Source organism: Marinobacter sp. G11 (genome assembly GCF_021282325.1).
Lineage (GTDB): Bacteria > Pseudomonadota > Gammaproteobacteria > Pseudomonadales > Oleiphilaceae > Marinobacter > Marinobacter vinifirmus.
In genome coordinates this window covers 37,106-62,161 of record NZ_JAJSPB010000022.1, presented here as the reverse complement: position 1 = coordinate 62,161, position 25,056 = coordinate 37,106, and the positions used below count along the sequence as shown (strand labels likewise).

The window sequence follows — 25,056 nt, the reverse complement described above, 5'->3', positions numbered from 1 at the left end:
TGGCCGCTGATCGACGTCAGACTGCACGTTCCGGCATTATCAACCTGCTTTTGACCAAGTGATGGCTCCCGTTAGCGCCGATGGCGCTTTGCGGAGTATACTGGCCTGCAAAGTCACTGATTCAGGTATTATCAAACAGCAATCAGAGTTTTCCGCAAACCCGACTAATTGAGCATACACTCCCGGCTGTATAACTGACTGACCTGGCGCCGTTTTTGCCGCAGCCTGTTGCCCCGGTCATTGCCGTATCCGGCCCTGAGCTGGCCCTGAATCCGGTCCAGCTGCTTTCGGTATTTCTCACACTGTCTGGCCAGCTTTTCGGTTTCCCGGGCCCGGGCATATCGGTCCCTGGAACCGGGCACCAGCAAGCGGTCCACTTCCGCCCGGCTCCGGCGCACCTTGTCGGCCTGGCGGATGTTCTCACTCATGGGCACGGTCACCGGCGGCTGTACCGTCACACTGGCATGCCGCTGCTGTTTGGGAGGCGTATCGGAGAAGTGGATGGCGCCGTTGGCATCCGTCCAGCGGTAGATCTCAGCGGTCGCGGGTGTTGCCAGCGCCACACATAGCAGGCTCAGGGCCATTATCCTTGGCATGATTCCACATCCTGTGAAAGTGTTTATGACTAATCTGGTTATGGTATTGCTTGCATTGATCAAACATTACGCCAGAATATTCTGCAGGAAACTGCTGCTATTTTCACCAAAACCCTACAAAGCGGTATTGATTTCCACGGCTACAGTCCGTAAAACATGCGCCTTTGAATGACAGCCCCCAGGAGTCACCCCATGGCGGAACCCGCGCCTCTGATTTGCAGGGACATCCACAAGACCTTTGATCAGCTTGAAGTCCTCAAGGGCATCTCTCTGGAAACCCGCAAGGGCGACGTGGTTTCCCTGATCGGCAGCTCCGGTTCAGGTAAAAGTACCTTTCTGCGCTGCATTAACCTGCTGGAAACACCCACTTCCGGCGACATTATCGTGCACGGTGACCCAATCCGGTTCAAAAACAACCGCAAGGGCGAGCGCATTCCGGCCGATAACCGGCAGGTAGAACTGATTCGCGCCCGGCTTTCCATGGTCTTCCAGGGTTTTAACCTGTGGTCCCACATGACCGTTCTGGAAAACATTATAGAAGCCCCGGTGAATGTCCTGAAAATTCCTAAAAAGGAAGCCATCGAGCGGGCCGAGGCGTATCTGAACAAAGTCGGCATCTATGAGCGCAAGGATTACTACCCGGCCCAGATGTCCGGCGGCCAGCAGCAGCGTGCGGCCATTGCCCGAGCCCTGGCCATGGAACCGGAAGTGATGCTGTTTGACGAACCCACCTCTGCCCTGGACCCGGAGCTGGTGGGCGAAGTATTGAAAGTTATGCAAAGTCTGGCCGAGGAAGGCCGCACCATGATTGTGGTTACCCACGAGATGGCTTTTGCAAGGGATGTGTCTACCCAGGTCCTGTTCTTGCATCAGGGCGTGATTGAGGAGCAGGGATCACCGGACAAGGTGTTCGATCACCCGGAATCCGAGCGCATGAAGCAATTTCTTGCTCCCAAGTTCTGAATCCCGGTGCTATCTTGAAACCGGTAATGGAACTGAAACTTCCACAAAGAATAAAGCCTTAACGGCAAATTACTGGAGAAGTGACACATGAAAAAACTGATTGTTGCAGCAAGCTGTGCCCTGGCCATGATGACCGGCACCGCCCAGGCCCAGGATCTGCGGATCGCCTTTGATGTTCCCTACGAGCCGTTCGAGTACCGTGATGACAACGGCGAACTGACCGGTTTCGAAGTGGAGCTGGCAACCGCCATGTGCGAAGAACTGCAGGCCAACTGCGAGTTCGTTATCCAGGCGTGGGACGGCATGATTCCCGGCCTGCTGGCCCGTAAGTTCGACCTGATCATGTCTTCCATGTCGATCACCCCGGAGCGCGCCGAGCGGGTGCTGTTCTCCGAGCCGTACTACATCACCCCGGGCGGCTGGTTCGGCCCTGAGTCTTTCAACACTGACGTCACCGATATGGACGCCATGAAAGACAAGACCGTGGGCGTGCAGCGCGGCACCACCATGGACACCTACGTAACCGAGAACATGGGTGGCGTGGTGAACATCAAGCGCTACACCACCGCTGAAGACATGGTCCTGGACCTGGAAGGCCAGCGTCTGGACGCGGTCTTTGTTGACTATCCGGTAGGCGAGCAGACCATCCTGAACCGCGAAGGCTACAAAGAAGTCGGCGAATCGGTAAAACTCGGTGAAGGTGTTGGCGTTGCCATGCGCAAGCGCGATGCCAAGCTGGCTGACGACGTGAACGCGGCCCTGAAGAAGCTGAAAGAAGATGGTACCTACGACACCATCATGCAGAAGTACTTCAACTACGACATCAAGATTTAACCTGACCCCGGGAGCAGCCTGATGGCTGCTCCCCTGCTTTCCGGACATTCCCATGCTTGATCTGAAAGGCTATGGCCCGGCCCTCGCTGAAGGCGCTGTGGTTACCATTGAACTGGCCTTCTTCTCACTGGCACTCTCCCTCACCCTGGGCCTGCTTGGCGCCTCGGCGAAGCTCTCTGGCAGCCGGGTGCTGACCGGTGTCGCCACCGCCTACACCACGCTGATTCGTGGCGTGCCAGACCTGGTGATGATGCTGCTGTTCTATTACGGCGGCCAGGTGGCGGTGAATGCCCTGTCGGACTATCTGTGGGAAACCCGTGAAATCGACTTCTTTTTCCAGTTCGACCCGTTCATCTCTGGCGTGGTGACCATCGGGCTGATTTTCGGCGCCTATATGACGGAAACCTTCCGGGGCGCGTTCCTGGCTGTTGAAAAGGGCCAGATCGAGGCCGCCAGGGCCTATGGTTTTTCCACCTGGCACACCTTCCGTCGGGTGATGGTTCCGCAGATGCTGCGCCATGCCCTGCCCGGCATCGGCAATAACTGGCAGGTGCTGTTAAAGACGACTGCGCTGGTGTCGATCATCGGCCTGACCGATATGGTGCGGGTGGCGGAAGAAGCCGCCAAGGCCGAGCGCATGCCGTTCCACTTCTTTATTCCGGTGGCGGCGGTTTACCTGGCGCTGACGGCGGGTTCGGAGTTGTTCATCAAGTGGCTCGACAAGCGGGCCAATGTCGGCGTGGTTCGGGGGAATTAAGTGATGCCTGATTTCATTGCCGAGTGGCTGAACCAGAACGATATTTTTAATGCCATGACCCTCATGGAGTACTGGGATGGCCTGGTCACTACGGTGCACCTGGTGTTCCTGTCGCTGGTGATTGGCCTGGTTGTGGCGGTGCCACTGGCGATCCTGCGCACCGTGAAGAATCCGTTCGTGTCTGGCCCTATCTGGCTGTACACCTATCTGTTCCGCGGCACACCGCTGCTGATCCAGCTGTATATCATTTACTACGGTGTGGCGCAGATTCCGGGTATTCAGGACACTTTCTGGTGGGAGATTTTCAAGGAACCGCTGTACCCTGCCCTGCTGGCGTTCACCCTGAATACTGCTGCCTATACCACGGAGATTATCCGGGGGGCGATTATTTCTACGCCCAATGGCGAGATTGAGGCGGCGAAGGCTTACGGTATGAACTGGTTCCTGCGGATGCGGCGGATTATTCTGCCGAGTGCGGCGCGGCGGGCGGTTCAGGCATACTCGAATGAGGTGATTTTTATGCTTCATGCGAGTGCGATTGCCAGTGTGGTGACGATTGTGGATCTTACGGGGGCGGCGCGGAATATTTATTCGCGGTTTTATGCTCCTTTTGAGGCGTTTATTTTTGTGGCGCTTTGCTACATGGCTTTGACGTTTATTCTGGTGTTTGTTTTCCGCAAACTGGAAAATCATCTTTTGCGGCATCAGCGGCCTTTGAACTCCTGAGTCCAGGTTACTGATTCCTGGCGGCCGGCAGCGGTGCCAAGGCCAGCCAGCAGGGAGCGCCTTCCGGGAACCGCTACGAGCACATCCATGTGCGCTTCTCTCAGGCCATCCTTGGCCTTCGAAATTCCCGGAAGGCGCTCCCTGCCGGCTGTCCCCAAACATCTGACGGGGCTTCCTGTTTCGCCTCTTCTCTGCGGAGAGTCTATGAACGCTTCAAACCATCTCTTTGACTTCCACCCTGACTGGCTGGCTCATACCCTCGCCTCGGCCTCCGCTGATCTACCCGAAACCAAGCGACAGTTGCCGGACGGAACACAGGTTTCACGGAAGGCCAACGGCGTGTTGTGGCTGACGCCGCCGGCCGGGCGGGAGAATGTGAATAATGAAGCGCTGATTGTGTCGGCCGGGGTTCATGGGAATGAGACGGCGCCGATTGAGGTTTTGAACGGGTTGGTGTCGGAGTTGTTTGCCGGGGAGTGCCAGCTGGGGTGTCCGGTGTTGCTGATTCTGGGTAATCCGCCCGCGATGGTGGCGGGGCAGCGGTTTGTGGATGTGAATATGAACCGGCTGTTTAACGGGGCTCACGGGCAGGCGAAGTATAAGGGGTTGCCGGAGGCGCGGCGGGCGCAGTTTCTGGAGGAGATGTGCCGGCAGTTTGCGATGGCGCATCATGGGTTGGCGTTGAGTCACTATGATCTGCATACGGCGATCCGGCCGTCGAAGCGGGAGCGGTTTGCCTTGTATCCGTTTGTGCCGGGGCGGTCGGCGCCGGCGGTTCAGTGTGAGTTTTTGCTGGAGGCGGAGGTTGAGACTTTGCTGCTTCAGCACCAGGAATCCACGGTGTTTTCGTCGTTTACATCCAGCCTTTTGAAGGCCGAGAGTTTTACGGTGGAGCTGGGTAAGGTTGAAGCGTTCGGGCGTAATGATTTGCGGCGCTTTCGGGGCATTGAGCGGGCATTGCGTCGTCGGTTTTCTGGAGCGGCCGCACCACAGGCCCGGCCGCCGTTTGACCGGTTAACGGTGTTCGAGGTGGTGCATGAGGTGTTGAACACCGGGCCGTCGTTCCGGTTTCATGTGCCGGATGAGGTGGCGAATTTTACCCAGTACCAGCCCGGCACGGTAATCTGGGAAGATGACAAAACCAGCTACCGGGTGGGTACGGCGCCGGAGGCGGTGGTGTTTCCCAATCCCCACGTGCCGGTTGGGCAACGTGTGGGTTTGATGATTCGTGCGAAGAACGAGTTCAGGGCCGGGTGATGACCCGGCCCTGCTGTTTTACGCCGGGGCGTTTTCCGGCTCGGCTACCGGCAGTTTGATGACCTTGGCGCACACTGATGGAATCACAAGCAGGGTGAGCACGGTACTGGCCAGCAGGCCGGAGATGATGGCCCAGGCCATGGGTGGCCACAGCGTGGAGCTGGAGAATGCCAGCGGCAGCAGGCCGGCCACGGTGGTGGCTGTGGTCAGCAGGATGGGGCGCGTACGTTGTTCTACCGCGGTGCGCACGGCATCGGCAATGGCCCGGCCTTTTTCCAACTCCCTGTCCATCACATCCAGCAATACAATCGCGTTGTTCACCACAATGCCTACCAGCGCAATCACCCCAAGCAACGACTGAAAACCGAACGGCGAGCCGGACAAGACCAGCCCCGGGAAGATTCCCACGGTGGCCAGCGGCACCGTCAGCAGGATGATGCCAACCCGACGGAAGGAGTTGAACTGCAGTAGCAGGAAAAACAGCAGCAACAGGATGCCGATGGGCGCTGCGGTCAGCAGGGCACTGTTGGCATTGTTGGAGCCTTCGGCATCGCCGCCCAGCTCTACCCGGGTACCGGCGGGCAGGGGTTGTTCGTCCAGTGCTGCGAACAAGCCGTCCAGGGCCTGGCTGAAGCTGTAGCCGTCTTCCAGGTTCGCCGTTACCGCATTCACCCGCACGCCGTTTCTCAGGTATCGGGCCGCCGGCTCCCAGGTGGTTTCAACCGTGGCCACGGCCGACAGCGGAATGGCATCCCCCTGGTCGTTGTAGGTGTTCACCGACAACAGGCGTGACAGCGACAACGCGGTGCCTTCCCGGGAGCGCAGGATGATGGGGATAGGATCATCTTCCTGCCGGTAACGCTCGGCCACCACGCCATAGCTCTGGCCGTACAGGCTCTGGGCTACGTCTGCACGGGTCAGGCCGTAACGGGCGGCGGTGGCGTCGTCTACGTTGATGGCAATGCTGGGCACACCGATGTCCAGGTCGTGCCGTACGTCAACGGTGCCGGTTACGCCACGCAGCACACTGAACACCTGCTCGGTGGCACGGGCCCGGGTAGCGTCATCGGGGTGATAAATTCGCACTTCAACCGGCGCGGTACGCGGCGGCCCCTGCCCCAGAATACCGGCAGAAATATCCAGCTCCGGCACGGTGGGCGCCAGCTCATGGCGAATCCAGTCTACGAGGTCTGTGGTGTCTTCGAGCGCCGGCGTACGCACCACCAGCCTGGCCCGGTTAGGTGCCTGGGGCGCTCGCTGCAGGTTGTAGTAAAACGCCGGGCCGGTGAAACCGACAAACCGGTGCACTTCCAGGGTTTCCGGGCGGGCGCGAATGGCCCGTTCCAGCTCCGCAGCGGCCTCAGAGGTTTGTGCCTGGTCGGTGCCTTCGGGCAGATACACTTCTACAATCACCCGGGGCCGGTCTGCGTTGGGGAAAAACTGCTGGGCCATGAACGGCGTCATGCCCACGCTGATGGCGACCAACAGAGTGCCCGCGACAATCAAACGGCCCGGATAGCGATACACCAGGCCCCCCAGCGAACGGGCCAGGCCCATCAGCCGGTCTTTGTGGATATTCTTTCGCGGCTTGAGGAACCGGGCCGCCAGCAGCGGCACGGCGGAAATGGCCAGCAGGTAACTGACCGACAGCGTGAGCATGATCATCACCGGCACGCCACGGGTGAAATCAGCCGCACCGCCCTTGGCCATCAGCAGGGGTGCGAAGGCTGCCAGCGTGGTGCCGGTAGACGCACCCAGTGGCCCGGCCAGCTCGCCAACGGCCTTGCGCAGGGCATCCAGCCGGCGCATGCCTTCGTCCAGGTGACCCTGGATGTTCTCCACAATCACAATGGCGTTATCAATCAGGATACCGAGCGAGATCACCATGCCGATCACGGCAATCTGGTGCAGCACGCCACCGCCCAGGTCGTACAGCCCCACACTGATCAGGGCCACCATGGGCAGGATGGATGCCACCAGCAGCCCCATGCGAATACCCATGCCGGTAAACACCACCGCTACGATAATCAGCACCGACAGCACCAGGCTCCAGGCCAGGTCGTCCAGCCGGTCGGATACCTTGTCGGGCTGGAAGAACATCTCGCGGATTTCGTAGGGCTCGAAGTCAGCACGTACCTGTTCCAGCCGCTCGCGAATACGCTCGCCGAAACGGATGGCGTCGGTGGAACCTTCTTCCATGATCACCGAAAGCAGCACGACCCGCTCACCATCAAACCAGGTTTCCGGCTGCCGGGGCTCCGCCGGGCCGCGCCAGACTTCCGCGGCTGCCGCCAGCGGCACCTGGGAGCCATCCGGCAACTCGATGGGCGTAGCGCGAATGGCGTCGATATCAGCAAACTCGGTATTGGGAAGAACCGACAACCGCTTGCCTTCCACCACCACAAAGCCCCCGGGGATGGTCTGGTTTCGCCGGGCCAGGGTATCCAGGATGCGTTTGGGCGCTACACCAAGGCGGTAAAGCGCGGCGTCGTCCAGCGCCAGGGTAATCTGTTCGTCGGCGTCGCCCTCAAGGTCGATACGGGAGATGCCGGGAATATCCAGCAGGTTCTGCTTCAGTTTCTCCGCCACACCGGAGAGTTCGGTGACGGACGACGAACCACCCACCGCAAGCACCACCGCAGGAATATCAATCAGCCGGTCATCCAGGGTCATCAGGCCGACATCGTCCGGGAAATCCTGCCGTGCCCGTTCCATGGCCTGGCGCACCCGGTCCCAGGCGCTGTCAGTGTCGTAGATGTGATCACGCAGTTTCAGGCGGGCCAGCGCCACGCCGGTGCGTGCTGTGCCCTGGCTCCAGTCCAGCTCTTCCACCTGGCGCAGTTCATCGGTCAACGGGCGCAGTACCAGGCGCTCAACCGCCTCGGCACTGGCGCCCGGATAGCTCACGGTCACCATGCCGGCCCGGTACGGAAAGGTAGGGTCTTCCTGGCGTGGCATGGTGCTGTAGGCGGCAATGCCCAGCACACAGAGCATGGTTACCACCATGCCCAGCAAACGCTGGTAATTCAGCAGGCGGCGGGTCATCAGCGCACCTCCACGGTGTCGCCATCCACCAGCCGGGTCATACCGGCATAGACCACCTGGTCACCGGGGTTCAGGGCACCGGCGTGAATCATTACCCGTTCACCGATCACCCGGTCCACTTCCACCGGCACCTTGTAGGCCACGGAATTTTCAACCCGGAACACGCTGGTGCCCGTGCTGTCCCGCATCACCGCCAGCAAGGGCACGGTGACCGCAGATTCCTTAACCGGGGCGATGCCAACCTCCACCGGTTCACCGGCAGAAAGCGAATTCGGCGGCAGGCTCACCAGCACCGGATGCAGCTCGCCACGGATGGAACTGCCCTGGGCAATTTCCACCACCGTGCCGGTAGCCGGCTCCCGGTTGCGGTCCTGCACCAGCCAGACCGGCAGCTCCTGCCCGAGCCGCACATGGCCCAACAGATGTGCGGGCACCCGCACTTCCACTTCACGGCCCAGTGGCGAAGACAGGCGAACCACCGGCTGCCCGGCGGCGACAAATTCGTCCCGCTCTACCAGCAGGGCTTCTACCTGGCCGGCAAACGGGGCTTTCAATACGCTTTCTTCCAGTAACCGGGTAGCTTCCGCCAGGGAGGCCCGGGCCGTAGCCATGCTGGCCCGCAGGGAATCCCTCCGGGCGGCGATCTGTTCCAGGTTCTGTTCCGAGACCACACCGCGCTGGTGCAAGCGGCTGGAGCGCTCCCATTCCCGCTGGGCCTGGTCGTACTGGGTTTTCAGTTCATCCAGCCGGGCCGCAGCAGAATCCCTTGCCGGTTCCAGGGCCGGGTTATACACACTGGCCAGCACATCTCCGGCTTTCACTGTCTGCCCCAGTTCCACCGGCCGCTCTTTCAGCGTACCGCTCACCTGAAAAGTCAGGGTGGCCCGTTGGGCCGCCCGCACAATACCGGAGAAGCGCAGCGGAATTTCCACCACCTGGCCACCGGTTACCTCGGCCACCCGAACCGATACCGGCTGGTCTGCAGCCTGTTCGGAGGCACTGCTGTTGCAGCCGGATAAAGACACGACAGCCAGCAGTATGCTGGCCAGAGTTATTGGCAATGAACGCGCGAAGAGAGACATGACTGGTCAGCCCCGTTCCCTGAATAGATGATTTGTTGGCGCCTGTTTCCGTCAGAAGCCGCCGTTGTTTTCCCGACATCATGTCACTCTTTGACAAATTGTCAATAATCGGCTTTTATCCTCTATCAGTTATCATTCAGGCCATGACCACAACACCGGAAGCACCATGAACGAGCCGTTGAAAACACGCAGGGAACGGGAAAAACAGGCAAGGTACGATGCCATTCTGGACGCCGCCGAGCTGGTGTTTTCCGAGAAAGGCTACGAGCGCACCTCCATGGACGACATCGCCCGCACCGCCAGCCTGAGCCGCGCGTTGCTGTATGTGTACTTCAAGGATAAGGCGGCGATTCAGCGGGGCATCATGCTGCGGGCCGGCCAGAGCCTGGTCGCCCGGTTCGAGCAGGCACGCACAGCGGCAGATACCGGGCTGGCCCAGATCCGGGCCATGGGAGATGCCTACTACCGGTTTTACCGGGAAGAGCCGGATTACTTTTCGGCCCTGACCAAGGCCTCAACCGCCATGGCAGAGGCTGAGCAGGAACAGGCGTCGGAGATGATGTGTTCCAGGAACGAGCTGATGCAACTGATGGAAGCGGCCATCCACAAAGGCCTTGAGGATGGCACAATGAGCCGGGAGCGCATCACCTCGCCGGCCCAGACCGCGTTGTATCTGCGCGGCGCCCTGCACGGGGTGATCATGCTGTGCCAGGCAGAAGCGGGGGAAAACCCGGACTTTCCCGCCGACAACCTGATTCATCACACCATGGACATGCTCACCCGCTCTATTGCCAGCTGATGCCTGTCACAGCTGGAAATCGTAGATCGAGCCCAGCCCCAGTATACCGGTCAGTTCATCCAGGGCCTTGCGCACTTCGTCCAGCAGCATGGGGTCTGCCAGGTCCTGCTGGCTCAGCTCATCCCGGTAGTGGGCATTAACCCACGCGGTCAGGCGGTCGTACAGGGCATCGGTCAGAATCACACCCTGATTGATGGCACGCCGCTCTTCATCGCTCAGCACCACTCGCAGACGAAGGCAGGCCGGGCCGCCGCCATTGCGCATGGACTGCTTTACATCGAACACTTCCACTGCGGTAATGGGGCCATTCTGTTGCAGCAGGCTGTCCAGGTAACGGCTGACCGATGTCACCTCGCGGCATTCACCGGGCACCGCCAGCAACATGCCATCCGGGGTATTCAACAGCTGGCTGTTGAACAGGTACGAAACTACGGCATCTTCAATCGGTACCTCTGCCGCTGAGACCCGCACCGGTTGCAGTTCGGTTCCGGCCAAACGCGCCCGGATATCCGACAGCACTCCGCCTTCATCCAGAAACGCCAGCTCGTGGTAGAACAGACAGCTACCATTACCCACCGCAATCACATCGTTGTGGAACACCCCGGCATCAATGGCCGCCGGGTTCTGCTGGGCGAATACCGCATGGCGGTCGTCCAGCCCGTGCAACCTTGCAATCGCCCGGGAGGCCTCCAGCGTCTGCCGGGCCGGGTACTTCACCGGTGCCGGAGCGCTTTCATTGAACGCCGCCTGGCCATACACAAACAGCTCCACCCCGGGGTCACCATAACCGGCACACAAACGGGTATGGTTGGCGGCGCCTTCGTCACCAAAGTGACTGACGGATGGCAGGGCCGGATGGTGGGCGAAATAGCTTTCATCGGTGAAGATGGCTTTCAGGGCCCGGCCCGTCACCCTATGTTCGATGGAGCGATGGAACTTGGCACTCAGGTTGGCCGGGGTGAAGTGCACGCGGTGGTCTGCGGTATCGGCGCTTGGCGATACCGTAGCGGCATTGGCGGTCCACATGGCCGAGGCAGACGACACCGCCGCCAGGATGGCCGGATCCGCCTGCGCAGCCTGTTCCAGAACCTGCCGGTCGCTGCCGGCAAAGCCCAGGGCCCGCAGGGTGGGAATATGGGGCCGCTCGTGGGGCGGCAGAACCGCCTGCACATAGCCCCTGTCTGCCAGTTTTTTCATCTTGGCGAGGCCCTGCAGGGCTGCCTCTTTGGGGTTGGACACGGCGTTCACGTTAGACTTCGACGCCACATTACCCCAGGACAACCCGGCGTAATTGTGGGTAGGGCCGACCAGGCCGTCGAAGTTCGCTTCAACTGCGTGTGTTGCCATCTCTCTCACCTTCGGTGCGGAATTCGTAATTGATCTTTCAGGGGCGCCAGCCGAACCGGGTCTCCGAACTCTACCCGAAGCGCATCTGCCACATCCCGGGGCAACCGGATGGTATCCGGCTCGATGCAGTCCACGGGGATGGTGGTTACCCGGAAATCCCGGAACGAGCGGTTGGAGATCATCACCCGCTGCTCCGGCGGCACATCGAGATCAACGGGCTTGCTCACCACCATGGCGTGCCGGTTGACGGATTCGCGGATGCTGCGGATGTTATGAATAAAGGCCTCCACCACCGGGCCGCCGTCGAAGATATCGACCATGCCGTTAAAGTTGAAGCCCTCGGCTTCCAGCATCTTCAGGGCCGGCAGGGTGTTGTCGTGCACCCGGCCAATCACCGCCCGGGCGCTGTCGGGCAGCATGGGCAAGTAAATGGGGTATTTCGGCATCAGTTCAGCAATGAAGGACTTATTGCCCAGGCCGGACAGCCGGTCCGCCTGGCTGAACTCCATGTCGAAGAACTTGCTGCCAAGGGCATCCCACAGGGGGCTCTGGCCATTGGCATCCGACACGCCACGCATTTCTGCGAACACCTTGTCGGAGAAATGCTTGCGAAATTCGTCCAGGAACATGAACCGGCAGCGGGACAGTAGCAACCCGTTGCCGCCGCCCTTGTAATTGTCTGCCAGCAGCAAAGAGCAGATTTCAGTGGTATCAGTCATGTCATTGGACAGGTGCAGGGTGGGCGTCCGCACGTGCACACCCAGTTCGCGGGAGGCGTTTACGGTCAGGCTCAGGCGATAGTTGTAGAATACTTCCTCGAGCCCGACCCGGGCTTCGATGCCGCTGATGCCCACCGCCTGCCCGGTTTCGGTATCTTCCAGCGCAAACAGGTAAAGGCCCGCTTCCGGAGCACAACGCTGGCTGAAGGAGTCCCGGGCACGGTCGATCTTGCGTTGCAGCAGCTCCGTGTCTGCCGGCAGTGTGGTCAGGCCTTTGCCGGCATTCTGCGCCATGGCAAACAGGGCATCCAGGTCGTTTTCCTGCAGTGGCCGGATCAAAAGCATGTTGGTGCCCTCCCCTTTTTCGTGGTCATAGCGGAGAGATCCTTGCCCGGTCGCCGGCACTCTTTTCCAGCCCCATCCAGGCACTGACCGGCACTTTCACATCGTCGGTGAGGGTTTCTGCCATCGGGGTAAGCAGGCACCGGAAATGCTCACCTTCACCGGCCGCAACCAGGCAGTTTTCACCATGCTCGTCGTGGCTGCCATGCAGGGTTTTCGGGTGGCTGGTGATCAGGGTTCGCAGGCCATCCGTGCGGGCCTCCAGAACCGGCCCGCCATCGAAGATATCCAGGTAATTACCGGGCAGAAAGCCTTCCTGCTGAAGCAACTCGTAATTTGCCCGGGTCTGGCGGTGGGGCTGGCCGATGGCGGCCTGGGCGGAGTCGCTCAGCAGGGTGACGTAGATGGGGTTAGGCGGCATCAGCTCGGCGATGAAGGTTTTGCTGAGCTGGCCGGAGTACTGGTCTGCGGTTTCAAAGTCCATGTTGAAGAAGTGCCGGCCCAGGCTGTCCCAGAAGGGTACTCTGCCGTCTTCGTTCTGAACGCCCTGAATTTCCACCACCATGCGCGAGCTGAACCAGTCCCGGTGGCTGGCAATGAACAGCATCCGGGCCCGGGAGAGCAGCTCGAAAGCGGTCGTCTCGCGCAGTTCGGGGCGCAGGCTGAAGGCGCACAGCAAGGTGTGGTCGGTTAGTCCGTGGCTGGGGTAAAGCACCTCGACTCGCCGGGAGGTGCCCAGTTCGTGGGAGGCGTGGATCAGGTGGTCGCGGCGGTAGTTGTAGAAGGGTTCGCCGTTGCCGGCCCGGCTGTCTATGCCGGCGGTACCTGCTATCTGGCCGGTTTCGGTGTTTTCCAGTACCAGCAGGATGCGCCGTGGGGTTTTGGGAGCCTGGGCGGCGAGAGACGCCTGGGCGTGGCTGATGCGTTCGGCCAGGCGTTGTTCGGTTTTGGGTAGCGTAGAAGATAGCCTGGCGCCCTGGGTTCCGGCTATGTCCAGTATTTGTTGCAGGTCATCCAGTTTTGCTGGACGGACTCGCCACATGGGCTTACTCCCTCTTCCGGTAAGACATACAACGTCGTTAGCCAACCGGTGCTGAACCGGGAACGCCCTTCCGGAAACCGCTACAAGCACCCGCAAGCGGGTCCAGCCAGCAATCATAGATTGCTGTCGTTCGGCTACGCATGAAGCTTAGCTTCATAAACGCTTGCCTCACCCCTGTGCGCTTCTCTCCGGCCATCCATGGCCTGCGAAATTTCCGGAAGGGCGTTCCCGGCCCATCACCTACTGTGTCATCAGCCTCGCAGCTACGGAATTATGCCGTCAGTTTTTTAACCGCTGCCTCGAAACGCTCCAGCGCTTCTTCAATGTCGACTTCCGGGATGATCAGGGACGGCGCAAGGCGAATCACGTTGGCGCCGGCCATCAGTACCATCACGCCTTCTTCCAGCCCGGCGTTAAGGAAGTCCTTGGCCTTGCCCTGCCACTGTTCGGTCAGTACACAGCCTAGCAGTAAACCAGCGCCGCGCACTTCGGAGAACACGCCGTAACGTTCGCCGATGTTCATCATGCCTTTGCGGAGCTTGTCGGATCGGGCGTTGACGCCTTTGAGGATTTCCGGCTGGCTGACGGTGTCGATCACCTTCTGGGCCACGGCGCAGGCCAGGGCGTTGCCGCCGTAGGTGCTGCCGTGGGTGCCGACGCCGAGGCTTGCGGCGACTTTGGCTGTGGTCAGCATGGCGGCGACCGGGAAACCGCCGCCCAGGCCTTTGGCGCTGGACAGGATGTCGGGGGTTACGCCGTACATTTCGTAGGCGTACAGGTAGCCGGTGCGGCCGACACCGGTTTGCACTTCGTCGAACACCAGCAGAGCGTTGTTTTCGTCACACAGCTGGCGCAGGCCCTTGAGGAATTCGGGATCGGCCGGCAGTACGCCGCTTTCGCCCTGGATGGGCTCAACCACCACGGCACAGGTTTTCTCCTTGGAGATCAGCGCCTTTACCGAGTCCAGGTCATTGAACTCGGCGTGGTGAATGCCGCCCGGGGCCGGTTCAAAGCCTTCCAGGTACTTGTGCTGGCCGCCCACACTGACGGTGAACAGGGTGCGGCCGTGGAAGGCGTTTTTGAAGGAGATGATTTCATGCTTCTCCGGGCCATAGTGTTCCCACGAATAACGACGAGCCAGCTTGAAGGCGGCTTCGTTGGCTTCGGCACCGGAGTTGGCGAAGAATACCCGCTCGGCGAAGGTGTGGTCGCACAGGGTTTTGGCCAGGCGCAGGGCCGGTTCGTTGGTCATTACGTTGGACAGGTGCCAGACCTTTTCGGCCTGTTCCTGCAGCGCGCCAACCAGGCCCGGGTGGGCGTGGCCAAGGCTGGTGACCGCAATGCCGCCCTGAAGATCGATAAACTCTCGCCCTTCCTGGTCCCACACGCGGGAGCCCTCACCTCGCACCGGAATGATGTTTCCGGGGGCGTAGTTGGGCACCATAACTTCATCGAAAAGTTCGCGGGACACGGGTTCTCTGTTCATCGGTTTCTCTCAGTGACTCATTGCTAAGTGACAGGGTGAATCTTCCCATAATACGCCACTCACGGCATAAGAACAGCCGGTTGTGCAACAGCGGGCAACTCGATGATGCGGTGATGGTTTTTGTCTTTCCCCAGAAGTGCCTTGGCCAGCAGCTTGTAGGAATCCAGGTCGAAGGTGACCGGTTCGTTTCCAGGCTGAAAGTCTACCAGTTCCTCTTCACTGTGCAGGGTTTGCAGGTGTATCCAGTTCCAGATAACCAGCAGGTCTGTGCGTTCGTTATCCGGATTCTGCTCCACCAGAGCTACCGGACCGGCCCAGGGCCAGGTTTTCAGGCGCAGGCCATGGAAGGCAATCTGCATGCGCAGGTTGTAGCGGGTTACGTCCTCGGCACCCTCACAGGCACCTTTGCAGCGCCCAAGGCTTCGCTGGAAACAGGGCCCGGGGCCTGTAGGTTCCAGGCCCAGCAGCTTGCCGCAAAGGTCATTCTTGCCAGCAATGCCCCGTAACGCCGCCACCGCATCCCGCTTGCTGCGAAACAGGCCGTAATACTGCCCCAACTGATCCGGCTGCAGGCTGCGGGCAATGCGTGCCTGCAGATAGCCGCCGGCACCCTCTTCCAACACCAGGCTGGCCAACTGCTTTGCCGCCCGGGAGCGGCGGTTGTAGAGGGGATTCAGGGTTTTGATCTGTTTGAGTTCCAGCAGCAACGCACCCAACTCACCGGCGGTTTCTGTGAACTCCACCCGGCGCAGGCTTTCAGACAGCCGTAGCCCGCGGCTGGACTGATGGTCTCCCGAGAAATGGGATGCCACCCGCTGCGCTATATTGGTGCTTTTGCCAACGTACAACAGCACATCGTTGTCACCGTAAAACCGGTAAACCCCCGAGCCATGGGGCAGTCCGGCGAATAATTCGGCAGGTACGTTTGAGGGCGTGCTCTGGCGCTGCAAGAGCTTCCGAATAGCGTTGTTGATGGCATCCGAACCGTGCTCTGCGCGGGCATGCTCGAAAAACGCCAGCATCGCCGCTACATCGCCCATGGCCCGATGCCGCTCCACCTCAGGTAAATTGTGACGGGCAATGAGGGCATCCATGTTGTGCCGGCTATGTTCCGGATACAACGCCCGGGACAGGCGCACCGTGCACAAAACCTTCGCACTGAACGGCCGGCCCAAACGACGGAACTCGGACTTTATGAAGCCATAGTCAAAGCGGGCGTTGTGGGCAACAAAGACCTTTCCCTGCAGCTGCTGCTCCAGCTTGTCAGCGATATCGGCAAACAGCGGCGCATCAGCCACCATCGCATTCGTGATGCCAGTGAGCCTTTCAATAAAACCGGAAATTCTGGCCTCCGGGTTCAGCAAGGTTTGCCATTCCCCCACCACCTCACCGGCTCGCCAGAACCGGATGCCGATTTCCGTGATCCTGTCGCGCTGCGGGTTTCCGCCGGTGGTTTCAATATCCAGGAAAGCGAAGGTTTCTTGCTGCAAGGGACTGTTTCTGGTTGTCATCATGGACCGTACGCCGATCGCCCAACTTTGGTTTAGCTCACCTTGAACTCAGGGCCTATAGACATTCGTCTAAAGAGTGATCAATTCTGTTTGAATTGTCACCTAACCGTAACTAACTTGTTTGTGGGTCCAACAAAAATAAAGATGTGGAGACAACAACGATGCAAAATAACAAATTGAGAATGGCCATTCGTGCGACGGCGGCTGCGGCAATTTTTGGTGTTGCCGGGCATGCGCACGCCTTCAATTTCAGTGCTGGCGATGTAGATGCAAGGTAGATGCAAGCATTTACGGCTATGCGAAGCTGAACATGAGCTACGATCTTGACGAGAACGTTGCTGACAATAGCCAATCCGGAACCTTCCCAACTATTACCGACACCAACGAAGTAGATGGACATTTTGGTGCCTCTGCAACACAAAGCCGCATTGGTGTAAAAGCAACCAATGCAGACGGAGTCACTTTTAATGTCGAAGGTGATTTCTACGGAAATGGCGGTGGTGGGTTCCGCCTTCGCCACGCTTACGGAAGCTACAACGGCATTCTTGCTGGTCAGACATGGTCAAATTACAACAGTTTCGTAGGTAACACCCCAACCGTTGATTTCAGTGGTTCTGCAGGTAATGCGGGTTATCAACTTCGCTCAGCCCAGCTGCGTTACACCAGCGGCCCCCTATCATTCTCCATCGAGGACCCTAAAGGCGGCGGCTTCGATGACAGCAAAGACGGTATGCCCGCAGTAACTGCAAGGCTGGAAGATAGCGCCGGCGGCTTATCATATTCTGCAGCAGCTCTCGTAAAACAGAACTCCTACGACACCGGAACTCAAGATGACTCAGCCATGGGGTATGCCGCATTTGTCGCTGCCAAGATGGCGCTTAGTGACATGATCAGCATTCAAGGCGCACTGAACTACAGTGATGGTGCCAACGCATACCTTTACCGCTCCGGGGGTGATGATGCTTATCTAGACGGAACGGACCTGGAAACCATATCCGGGTACGGTGGCGTAATCGGCACCTCCATCAGCTTGGGTGGTGGACGCAGCATCAACATTCAGTACGGCATGACTCAATTGGACGTTGACGATCTGGGCGCAACTGCTCTTGAAAGAAACAGAAGCGCCTTTGTTAACTATATGTGGACTCCAGTTAACAACGTTAAGATGGGGGTTGAGTACGGCTATTTCGCCAGTGAAAACCAAGGCGGCGACGACGATGACGCCAACCGCTTGATGTTCGCAGCCCAATACAACTTCTGATCCTCCCTATCAGAAGTTAACTCAGAATCACCCCGGCTCCGGCCGGGGTTTTTCGTTTCTGGCTGGTGCACACGCACCATTCTGGCTCAATTTCCAAAACCCACACCTGCCCGGCTCTGGCCTTTCCCTCGGGTATTCAATACTTTACAAGCCAGAAAACAATCTGGCACAGCTCATGCAAATACCGAATTGCAAGCCGGTGAAAACCACTCACCGCATCAACCGCTGCAACTCTGTGAGGTAATGCCATGAAACTTGCCAAAGACCAAAGCCTGTTGTTTGAACTTACCCAAACCGCAGAAGCCTATGCCATGCAGGATCTACACGATTACTTTGACTGGATGTACTTCGCGAACTAACCAGGATGCGATGCAGGGCCGGGCCAAAGGCCCCGGCCCTGCAAACTGCCTATTCACCCGCCCGGAGCCTGCTACGGACGCTTCGGGTTGTCATCACGCCGAGAACCTCCATCAACGACAGAATCCCCCGGTCATGCTGTTTCGGTGCTTTGCCCCTGGCAATCCGGCCGATCTGCCGGGTGTACCAGCTCACTTCCATCAGGGCCATGTCATCAATCAGTCGAATCCCTGTTTTGATGGGCCTAACCGCGCTGGTCACCTGATCGCCTTTCATAATCCGGTTCGGCAAATCCGGCTCCACCACCAACGGCCTCGCCAGGCCCACCAGGTCCGTGGCGCCGGAAGCCAACGCGTCGGCCATTCCGGTCTCGGTGCGGAAGCCGCCGGTCACCATCAAGGGTACGTCGGTGAGCTTGCGCACTTTCTCGGCGAACTCCAGGAAGTAGGCCTCCCGCGCCAGGGTACTGGCCTTTACTTTGCCATTTTCAGCGCCCTTTGCCATGGCCGGGTTCTCGTAATTGCCACCTGAGATTTCCACCAGATCAATGCCCTCGGCCACCAGGGCCTCAATCACCGCCAGCGATTCCCCTTCGGTAAAACCTCCTCGCTGAAAATCCGCTGAGTTCAGCTTGATGCCGATGTTGAAACTAGCGCCACAAACCTCCCGAATGGCCCGGTACACGGCCAACACAAAGCGCCTGCGGTTCTCCGCCGAACCACCCCACTGATCCGTACGCTGGTTGTGGTGGGGTGACAGGAACTGGCTCACCAGATAACCGTGGGCCCCATGAATTTGCACGCCATCGAACCCGGCTTTTTTGGCGATGGCGGCACTGCGGGCAAAACGCTGGATAACATCCTCAATCTCTGGGCCAGTCAGTGCCCGGGGCGTGGCAAACATACCCCGCAGCTCCTTCTTGAAGGGAATCGCGCTGGGCGAGACCGGGTCCTTGTTCAGCATTTTGGGGCTTTGCTTGCCGGGATGGTTCAGTTGCATCCAGATCTGTTTACCTCCCTTTTGCCCGGCCTTGGCCCAGGCGGTCAGAAGCTCAAGGTCGCCTTCGTCTTCCACCACCACATTCTGTGGCTCTCCGATCTGCCGGCGGTCGATCATCACGTTGCCGGTTATCGACAGCCCTGAACCACCTTCGGCCCAGGCCTGATATAGGGTCGCCAGTGCTTTGGTGGGGTGGTTATCAATGGTTCCCAGGGTCTCGCTCATGGCGGACTTGGCAAAGCGATTGGAAATAACAGAGCCGTTAGGAAGCTTGAGTGGCTGAGAAAGCAGTTCTGCGGGAGTCATAAGGGCCTCAAGGTGGTTTGCGGGTTCCATGAGGCTGATAGTGGATCTGCCCGGCGAACCGGGCATTGGCCGAAGAGACTGATTTTATCAAAAGAAAGCCTGAATGCCGGGCAACACCGAATTCGTCACTGATGCCATTGCCGCCGAGCATGTCGCTGGCCAGCCATAAACGGCGCCCCGACAGGGGCATCCGTCGGAGGCCGAAAGCCAGAACGAGCCTGATGACTGCGCTAGAGCTTGTGATGTATAGTTGTACGGAATATCCGTACATAAAGGTGTTTTATGGACACAATCAGCGTAAACAAGTTTAGAGATAACCTGAAAAATGTTGTTGAGCAGATAGTTAGTCAGCATGAACCGGTCAAGGTTACGCGCCGAGCCGGAGAAGCTTTCGTGGTGATGAGCGCTGAGGACTGGGAGCGAGAGCAGGAAACCCTTCACGTGCTCCAAAGTAAGAGCCTGATGCAGCAAATTGCGGCGTCCCTTGAAACCCACAACCGTGGGGAAGGTTATAAACCGACTGACGAGCAGATGGATGAGATCACTGGTATTTGAGGGCAATACCTGGCAAGCGTATGAGGCCATGCGCGAGAAGGATAAACGATTGCACAAAGCCTTGTGCAAACTGCTGAAAGAAATGCTGCGATCCGAAGACCCGTCTGCCGGTCTGGGAAAGCCTGAACCGCTCAAGCATAACCTCTCTGGACTTTGGTCAAAGCGGATATCACAGAAAGACCGCCTGGTATATCGATTCGATGACAAAGCCATTTACATCTTCGCCATTGGCGGCCACTACGATGAGTCCTGATAGCAAATTGGTAGAGATTTGGCCAGACTCAACGCAAAAACGAGAAAGCCGCCCCGCAACTAAAAAGCTACGGAGCAGCCCTCGACTCAGGACTACAGCAACAAGGTCCGAATATCCCCCAGCAGCTGCGTCAGCAGGTTGGTAAACCGAGCGGCATCTGCCCCGTTCACTGCACGGTGGTCGTAAGACAGCGACAGCGGCAGCATCAGCCGCGGCTGGAATTCCTTGCCGTCCCACACCGGCTTCATGGATACCTTGGAGACACCCAGAATCGCCACTTCCGGCGTGTTCACAATCGGTGTGAACGCAGTGCCGCCAATGCCTCCCAGGCTGGTGATGGTAAAGCAGGCGCCCTGCATTTCTGCTGGCTTCAATTGCTTGTCCCTTGCCTTCTGGGCCAGCTCGGCGCTTTCCGCCGCCAGCTCCCACAGGCCTTTCTGGTCGACATCCCGGATCACCGGAACCATCAGGCCATGAGGCGTATCCACCGCAATACCGATGTGGATGTACTTCTTGCGCACTACCTCTTTGCGTTCCATGTCCAGGGACACGTTGAACTGAGGCAGTTCCGCCAGTGCTGCCGCGCAGGCCTTTAGCAGGAACGGCAGCGGGGTCATTTTCACGCCACGCTTTTCGCCGGCTGCTTTCTGGCCTTTGCGGAAGGCTTCCATTTCGGTGATGTCGGCATCGTCGAACTGGGTTACGTGGGGCACGTTCAGCCAGCTGCGCTGCATGTTGGTGGCCGTAGCCGCCATCATGCGGGACATGCCTTCACGCTCGACCTCACCAAACTGGCTGAAGTCCGGCAGTTTCACGCCCGGAATGCCCGAGCCAACCGCCACGCCGCCGCCCTGCTGGGCCTGCTGTAACTGACTCTTCACGTAGGCGTGCACATCATCCTTGATGATGCGGCCTTTCGGGCCAGAGCCTTTCACGCGGGTCAGGTCTGCGCCCAGTTCCCGTGCCAGTTTGCGCACGGCCGGGCCGGCATGCACCTTGGTGCCCGGTGCCGGCGGCTCGTAGGTAGAGCCTTGTGGCTGCGGGGCCGCTTCGGGCTTTCTCTCTTTCTTCTCCGGTTTGCTTTCCCGGCTTTCCGCCTGGGCGCTGTCACCGGAATCTGCCGCTTCGTCCTCATCCTCACCATCATCTTCGATGGTCATTTCCAGCAGGTCGGAGCCTTCAGAAAGCTTATCGCCCTCCTTTACCAGAATCTTGCCAACCTTGCCAGCATAGGGGGACGGAATTTCCATGGTGGCCTTGTCGGACTCCACGGTCACCAGCGGATCATCCTCGCCAATGGTGTCGCCTTCGGCCACGTTGATTTCGATCACCGGCACGTCGTCGAAGCCATCCAGCGAAGGCACCTTCACCACTTCGGTGCGGGAGCCGCCAGACTTTTTCTTCTTCGGTGCAGGCTTGCTGTCTTCAGACCTGGCCTCGGATTTCTCCTCGGCCTTTTCTTCAGGCTTGTCCTCTTCCGCATCGTCAGAGCCACCGGCGTCTCCGCTGGCAGACAACATGCCGATAACATCGCCTTCCTTCACCTTATCACCCACCTTCACGGTGATTTTGGTGATCTTGCCGGCCGCAGGGGCCGGCAGTTCTACCGAGGCTTTATCAGATTCAACGGTCAGAATCGGATCTTCTTCTGCAACCGAGTCCCCTTCGCTGACGATGATTTCGATGATCTCGACTTCATCTGCACCGCCAAGATCGGGAACCTTGATTTCCTGTTCACTCATAGCGGTCTCCTTAGCTCAGCACCGGGTTCGGTTTGTTGCGATCGATTCCGTACTTGCGCATAGCTTCGAGAACCTGCTCCTGCTTGATTTCACCGTCTTTGGCCAGGGCTGCCAGCGCGGTTACCGCCACGTAGTAACGATCCACTTCGAAGAAGCTGCGCAGCTTCTCGCGGGTGTCACTGCGGCCGAAACCGTCGGTGCCCAGCGTCATGTAGGTTTTCGGGATGAATGCCCGCAGCTGCTCGGAGTGCAGCTTGATGTAGTCGGTAGACGACACCACCGGGCCCTGCGCATCTTCCATACACTGGGTCACGTAGGCCTTGCGGGGCTTGTCGTCCGGGTGCAGGTGGTTCCAGCGCTCCACGTGCTGGCCATCACGGGCCAGTTCGTTGTAGCTGGTTACGCTCCACACATCGGAAGCCACACCCCAGTCGTCTTTCAGCATCTGTGCGGCGGCGCGCACTTCATTCATGATCGAGCCGGCGCCCAGCAGCTGAACCCGCGGGCTCTTCTTGCGGCCCTTGGTTTCCACAGACTCGAACTTGTACATGCCTTTGATGATGCCGTCTTCACAGTCTTTCGGCATGGCGGGCTGTTCGTAGTTCTCGTTCTCGATGGTCAGGTAGTAGAAGACGTTCTGGTTGTCTTCGAACATCTCCTTCATACCGTGACGGATCACCACGGCCATTTCATAACCGTAGGCCGGGTCGTAGGCCTTACAGTTCGGAATGGTGTTCGCCAGTACGTGGCTGTGACCGTCCTGGTGCTGCAGGCCTTCGCCGTTCAAGGTCGTCCGGCCGGCGGTACCGCCGATCAGGAAGCCTCGGGCCTGCATGTCGCCGGAAGCCCAGGCCAGGTCACCCACGCGCTGGAAGCCGAACATGGAATAGAACACGTAGAACGGAATCAGCGGGAAGCTGTTGGTGCTATAGGACGTAGCCGCGGCCATCCAGGTGGACATGGCACCGTCTTCGTTGATGCCTTCCTGAAGGATCTGGCCCTTCTTGTCTTCCCGGTAGTACATGATCTGGTCGCGGTCCTGGGGCACGTACTTCTGCCCTTCCGCGGTGTAGATACCCAGCTGGCGGAACATGCCTTCCATACCGAAGGTACGGGCTTCGTCCGGCACGATGGGTACTACACGCTTGCCGATGCGCTTGTCTTTTACCAGCGCGGCCAGGATGCGCACGAACGCCATGGTGGTGGAGATTTCACGGCCACCGGAGCCCTCCAGCACCTGCTTGAAGATATCCAGTTCCGGAATCTGCAGCGGCTGGCAATCCTTGTTGCGCTTGGGATAGAAGCCACCCAGCTCCTGCCGGCGCTTCTTCATGTACACCAGCTCCGGGCTGTCCGGCGCCGGGCGGTAGTAAGGTACGTCTTCAAGCTCTTCGTCTTTCAGGGGCACACCGAAGCGATCCCGGAAGGATTTCAGGGTATCGATGTCCAGCTTCTTCAGGGAGTGCGCGGTGTTCTGGGCTTCGCCCGCTGCACCGAAACCATAACCCTTGATGGTGTGGGCCAGAATCACGGTGGGCTTGCCGTTCGCGTGGTTCACCGCCTTGTGGTAGGCCGCATATACCTTGTACGGGTCGTGGCCGCCGCGGTTCAGCTTCTGGATATCTTCATCCGACATATCCTCCGCCAGCTTGGCCAGCTCCGGGTGCTTGCCGAAGAATTCCTTGCGGGTGTAAGCCGGGCCCTTGAAGGTCAGGTTCTGCAGCTCGCCATCACAGATCTCGTCCATGGCCCGTTGCATCACGCCGTCTTCGTCTTTCTCGAACAGCGGATCCCACATGCGGCCCCAGACCACCTTGATCACATTCCAGCCGGCACCACGGAACACACCTTCCAGCTCCTGGACAATCTTGCCGTTACCACGCACCGGGCCGTCCAGGCGCTGCAGGTTGCAGTTAACCACCCAGATCAGGTTATCCAGCTTCTCGCGGCCGGCCTTGGAGATGGAGCCCAGGGTTTCCGGCTCGTCACACTCGCCGTCACCCACGAACGCCCACACCTTGCGGCCGTCCATGTCGATCAGCTCACGGCTGTGCAGGTACTTCATTACGTGGGCCTGGTAGATAGACTGGATAGGCCCCAGACCCATGGATACGGTCGGGAACTGCCAGTAATCCGGCATCAGCCAGGGGTGCGGGTAGGAAGACAGGCCGTCGCCGTCCACTTCTTCACGATACTTGTCCAACTGCGCTTCGCTGAACCGGCCTTCCAGGAAGGAACGGGCGTAGATACCGGGCGATGCGTGACCCTGGAAATACACCAGGTCTGACGCGCGTTCGTCGCCACCGCCGTGGAAGAAGTAATTGAAGCCCACGTCATAAAGGGTGGCTGCAGAAGAGAAGGTGGAGATATGGCCACCCAGGTCACCCGGGCGCTTGTTGGCCCGTACCACCATGGCCATGGCGTTCCAGCGAATCAGGGAACGGATACGGCGCTCCATGAACAGGTCACCCGGCATCCGGGATTCCTGGGTAACGGGAATGCTGTTGCGGAACGGCGTGGTAATGGAATACGGCAGCTCGGTGCCGTCCCTGCTGGCGCGCTCAGACAAGCGCTCCAGAATATATTTGGCACGGTCGACGCCTTCGTTTTCGATTAACGACTCTAGTGCGTCAAGCCATTCGCTGGTTTCAATGGGATCATCATCGCGGTACATCAAACCCTCCCCCTCGGGAACAATTTAAGCTCTCACAAGCATAGAACAGCTCTGGCATTTTTCCTGCTGAACGACAGAAGAGCATTCAGGAACAAAACTTTCGTATTTTTACTACAAAACGACGCCAGAAAACAAACAAACAGGCGTTTGAAAGTACTTTAATTAGCATTAGTTACGTAATAATGACTACTTCCGATGACAGGAACAAGACGCTCTCAGACCAATGTCTCACACGTACTTCCAACGATAATTCCATCGCCTGACTAAACACTGACCTTAAAGAATTTTTGACGAAATTAGCCGAAAAACGGCACAAATCGATGCAATTTGACACTTTTAAAGGCACTGATCAGCGCCAGGAATCTCTACAATTAATTAGACCTGAAAATGAATTGCGATTTAT

20 protein-coding genes are annotated in these 25,056 nt (G+C 58.8%); 9 read left to right on the top strand and 11 right to left on the bottom strand.

Annotated elements, in window-relative coordinates:
• Window positions 1-164: 164 nt before the first annotated feature.
• Window positions 165-596: a DUF4124 domain-containing protein gene (locus tag LWH94_RS13770; protein ID WP_232902588.1), complete on the bottom strand. Its 432-nt coding sequence runs from the start codon at window positions 594-596 to the stop codon at window positions 165-167.
• 192 nt (window positions 597-788) lie between these two features.
• Between LWH94_RS13770 and LWH94_RS13765 the strand changes: the two genes are divergently transcribed.
• The 5 genes from LWH94_RS13765 to LWH94_RS13745 all read left to right on the top strand — a co-directional run bounded on the left by LWH94_RS13765 (window position 789) and on the right by LWH94_RS13745 (window position 5,133).
• Window positions 789-1,559, top strand: coding sequence for an ABC transporter ATP-binding protein (locus tag LWH94_RS13765; protein WP_058341766.1), 771 nt, complete (start codon window positions 789-791; stop codon window positions 1,557-1,559).
• 87 nt (window positions 1,560-1,646) lie between these two features.
• Window positions 1,647-2,393 carry a transporter substrate-binding domain-containing protein gene (locus LWH94_RS13760; RefSeq protein WP_022988123.1) on the top strand — a complete coding sequence of 249 codons (747 nt, stop codon included), beginning with the start codon at window positions 1,647-1,649 and terminating at the stop codon, window positions 2,391-2,393.
• 52 nt (window positions 2,394-2,445) lie between these two features.
• Window positions 2,446-3,150, top strand: coding sequence for an ABC transporter permease (locus LWH94_RS13755; RefSeq protein ID WP_094623647.1), 705 nt, complete (start codon window positions 2,446-2,448; stop codon window positions 3,148-3,150).
• Between the two features lie 3 nt (window positions 3,151-3,153).
• On the top strand, window positions 3,154-3,876 hold the full coding sequence (locus LWH94_RS13750; protein ID WP_232902587.1) for an ABC transporter permease: 723 nt from the start codon (window positions 3,154-3,156) through the stop codon (window positions 3,874-3,876).
• 204 nt (window positions 3,877-4,080) lie between these two features.
• The gene (locus LWH94_RS13745) at window positions 4,081-5,133 is read left to right on the top strand and encodes a succinylglutamate desuccinylase (protein ID WP_232902586.1); all 1,053 of its coding nucleotides are present in this window, start codon (window positions 4,081-4,083) and stop codon (window positions 5,131-5,133) included.
• A gap of 18 nt (window positions 5,134-5,151) precedes the next feature.
• Here LWH94_RS13745 and LWH94_RS13740 read toward each other — a convergent pair whose 3' ends face one another.
• Together LWH94_RS13740 and LWH94_RS13735 are read right to left on the bottom strand one after the other, a co-directional pair.
• The gene (locus LWH94_RS13740) at window positions 5,152-8,178 is read right to left on the bottom strand and encodes an efflux RND transporter permease subunit (protein WP_022988119.1); all 3,027 of its coding nucleotides are present in this window, start codon (window positions 8,176-8,178) and stop codon (window positions 5,152-5,154) included.
• Window positions 8,178-9,260, bottom strand: a complete 1,083-nt coding sequence (locus LWH94_RS13735) for an efflux RND transporter periplasmic adaptor subunit (protein WP_232902585.1) — start codon at window positions 9,258-9,260, stop codon at window positions 8,178-8,180. The genes LWH94_RS13740 and LWH94_RS13735 overlap by 1 nt, the downstream gene beginning before the upstream one ends.
• A 166-nt stretch (window positions 9,261-9,426) precedes the next feature.
• Here LWH94_RS13735 and LWH94_RS13730 point away from each other — a divergent pair, with 166 nt between their 5' ends.
• On the top strand, window positions 9,427-10,059 hold the full coding sequence (locus LWH94_RS13730; protein WP_232902584.1) for a TetR/AcrR family transcriptional regulator: 633 nt from the start codon (window positions 9,427-9,429) through the stop codon (window positions 10,057-10,059).
• A 6-nt stretch (window positions 10,060-10,065) separates the two neighbouring features.
• Here LWH94_RS13730 and astB read toward each other — a convergent pair whose 3' ends face one another.
• The 5 genes from astB to LWH94_RS13705 form a co-directional block, all read right to left on the bottom strand.
• A complete protein-coding gene (gene astB, locus LWH94_RS13725) occupies window positions 10,066-11,406 on the bottom strand; it encodes an N-succinylarginine dihydrolase (protein WP_232902583.1) in 1,341 nt (446 codons plus the stop codon).
• Between the two features lie 5 nt (window positions 11,407-11,411).
• On the bottom strand, window positions 11,412-12,470 hold the full coding sequence (gene astA, locus LWH94_RS13720; protein WP_232902582.1) for an arginine N-succinyltransferase: 1,059 nt from the start codon (window positions 12,468-12,470) through the stop codon (window positions 11,412-11,414).
• 25 nt (window positions 12,471-12,495) lie between these two features.
• Entirely contained in the window at window positions 12,496-13,509 is a 1,014-nt protein-coding gene (locus LWH94_RS13715) for an arginine N-succinyltransferase (RefSeq protein WP_232902581.1), read from the bottom strand.
• 271 nt (window positions 13,510-13,780) lie between these two features.
• Complete coding sequence (locus LWH94_RS13710) at window positions 13,781-14,995, bottom strand: aspartate aminotransferase family protein (protein WP_232902580.1); 1,215 nt, start codon at window positions 14,993-14,995, stop codon at window positions 13,781-13,783.
• A gap of 59 nt (window positions 14,996-15,054) precedes the next feature.
• On the bottom strand, window positions 15,055-16,506 hold the full coding sequence (locus tag LWH94_RS13705) for an exonuclease domain-containing protein (protein ID WP_036219030.1): 1,452 nt from the start codon (window positions 16,504-16,506) through the stop codon (window positions 15,055-15,057).
• Between the two features lie 310 nt (window positions 16,507-16,816).
• Between LWH94_RS13705 and LWH94_RS13700 the strand changes: the two genes are divergently transcribed.
• The gene (locus tag LWH94_RS13700; RefSeq protein ID WP_232902579.1) at window positions 16,817-17,767 is read left to right on the top strand and encodes a DcaP family trimeric outer membrane transporter; all 951 of its coding nucleotides are present in this window, start codon (window positions 16,817-16,819) and stop codon (window positions 17,765-17,767) included.
• Window positions 17,768-18,175: 408 nt separating this feature from the next.
• Here LWH94_RS13700 and LWH94_RS13695 read toward each other — a convergent pair whose 3' ends face one another.
• A complete protein-coding gene (locus LWH94_RS13695; protein ID WP_232902578.1) occupies window positions 18,176-19,429 on the bottom strand; it encodes an NADH:flavin oxidoreductase/NADH oxidase family protein in 1,254 nt (417 codons plus the stop codon).
• Window positions 19,430-19,711: 282 nt separating this feature from the next.
• Between LWH94_RS13695 and LWH94_RS13690 the strand changes: the two genes are divergently transcribed.
• On the top strand, window positions 19,712-19,984 hold the full coding sequence (locus LWH94_RS13690; RefSeq protein ID WP_022988271.1) for a type II toxin-antitoxin system Phd/YefM family antitoxin: 273 nt from the start codon (window positions 19,712-19,714) through the stop codon (window positions 19,982-19,984).
• On the top strand, window positions 19,965-20,237 hold the full coding sequence (locus tag LWH94_RS13685; protein ID WP_232902577.1) for a Txe/YoeB family addiction module toxin: 273 nt from the start codon (window positions 19,965-19,967) through the stop codon (window positions 20,235-20,237). The genes LWH94_RS13690 and LWH94_RS13685 overlap by 20 nt, the downstream gene beginning before the upstream one ends.
• A 92-nt stretch (window positions 20,238-20,329) precedes the next feature.
• Here the strand turns inward: LWH94_RS13685 and aceF are convergent, their stop codons facing one another.
• On the bottom strand, window positions 20,330-21,979 hold the full coding sequence (aceF, locus tag LWH94_RS13680) for a dihydrolipoyllysine-residue acetyltransferase (protein WP_232902576.1): 1,650 nt from the start codon (window positions 21,977-21,979) through the stop codon (window positions 20,330-20,332).
• A 10-nt stretch (window positions 21,980-21,989) separates the two neighbouring features.
• Window positions 21,990-24,653: a pyruvate dehydrogenase (acetyl-transferring), homodimeric type gene (gene aceE / locus LWH94_RS13675; protein WP_232902575.1), complete on the bottom strand. Its 2,664-nt coding sequence runs from the start codon at window positions 24,651-24,653 to the stop codon at window positions 21,990-21,992.
• Window positions 24,654-25,056: the final 403 nt, after the last annotated feature.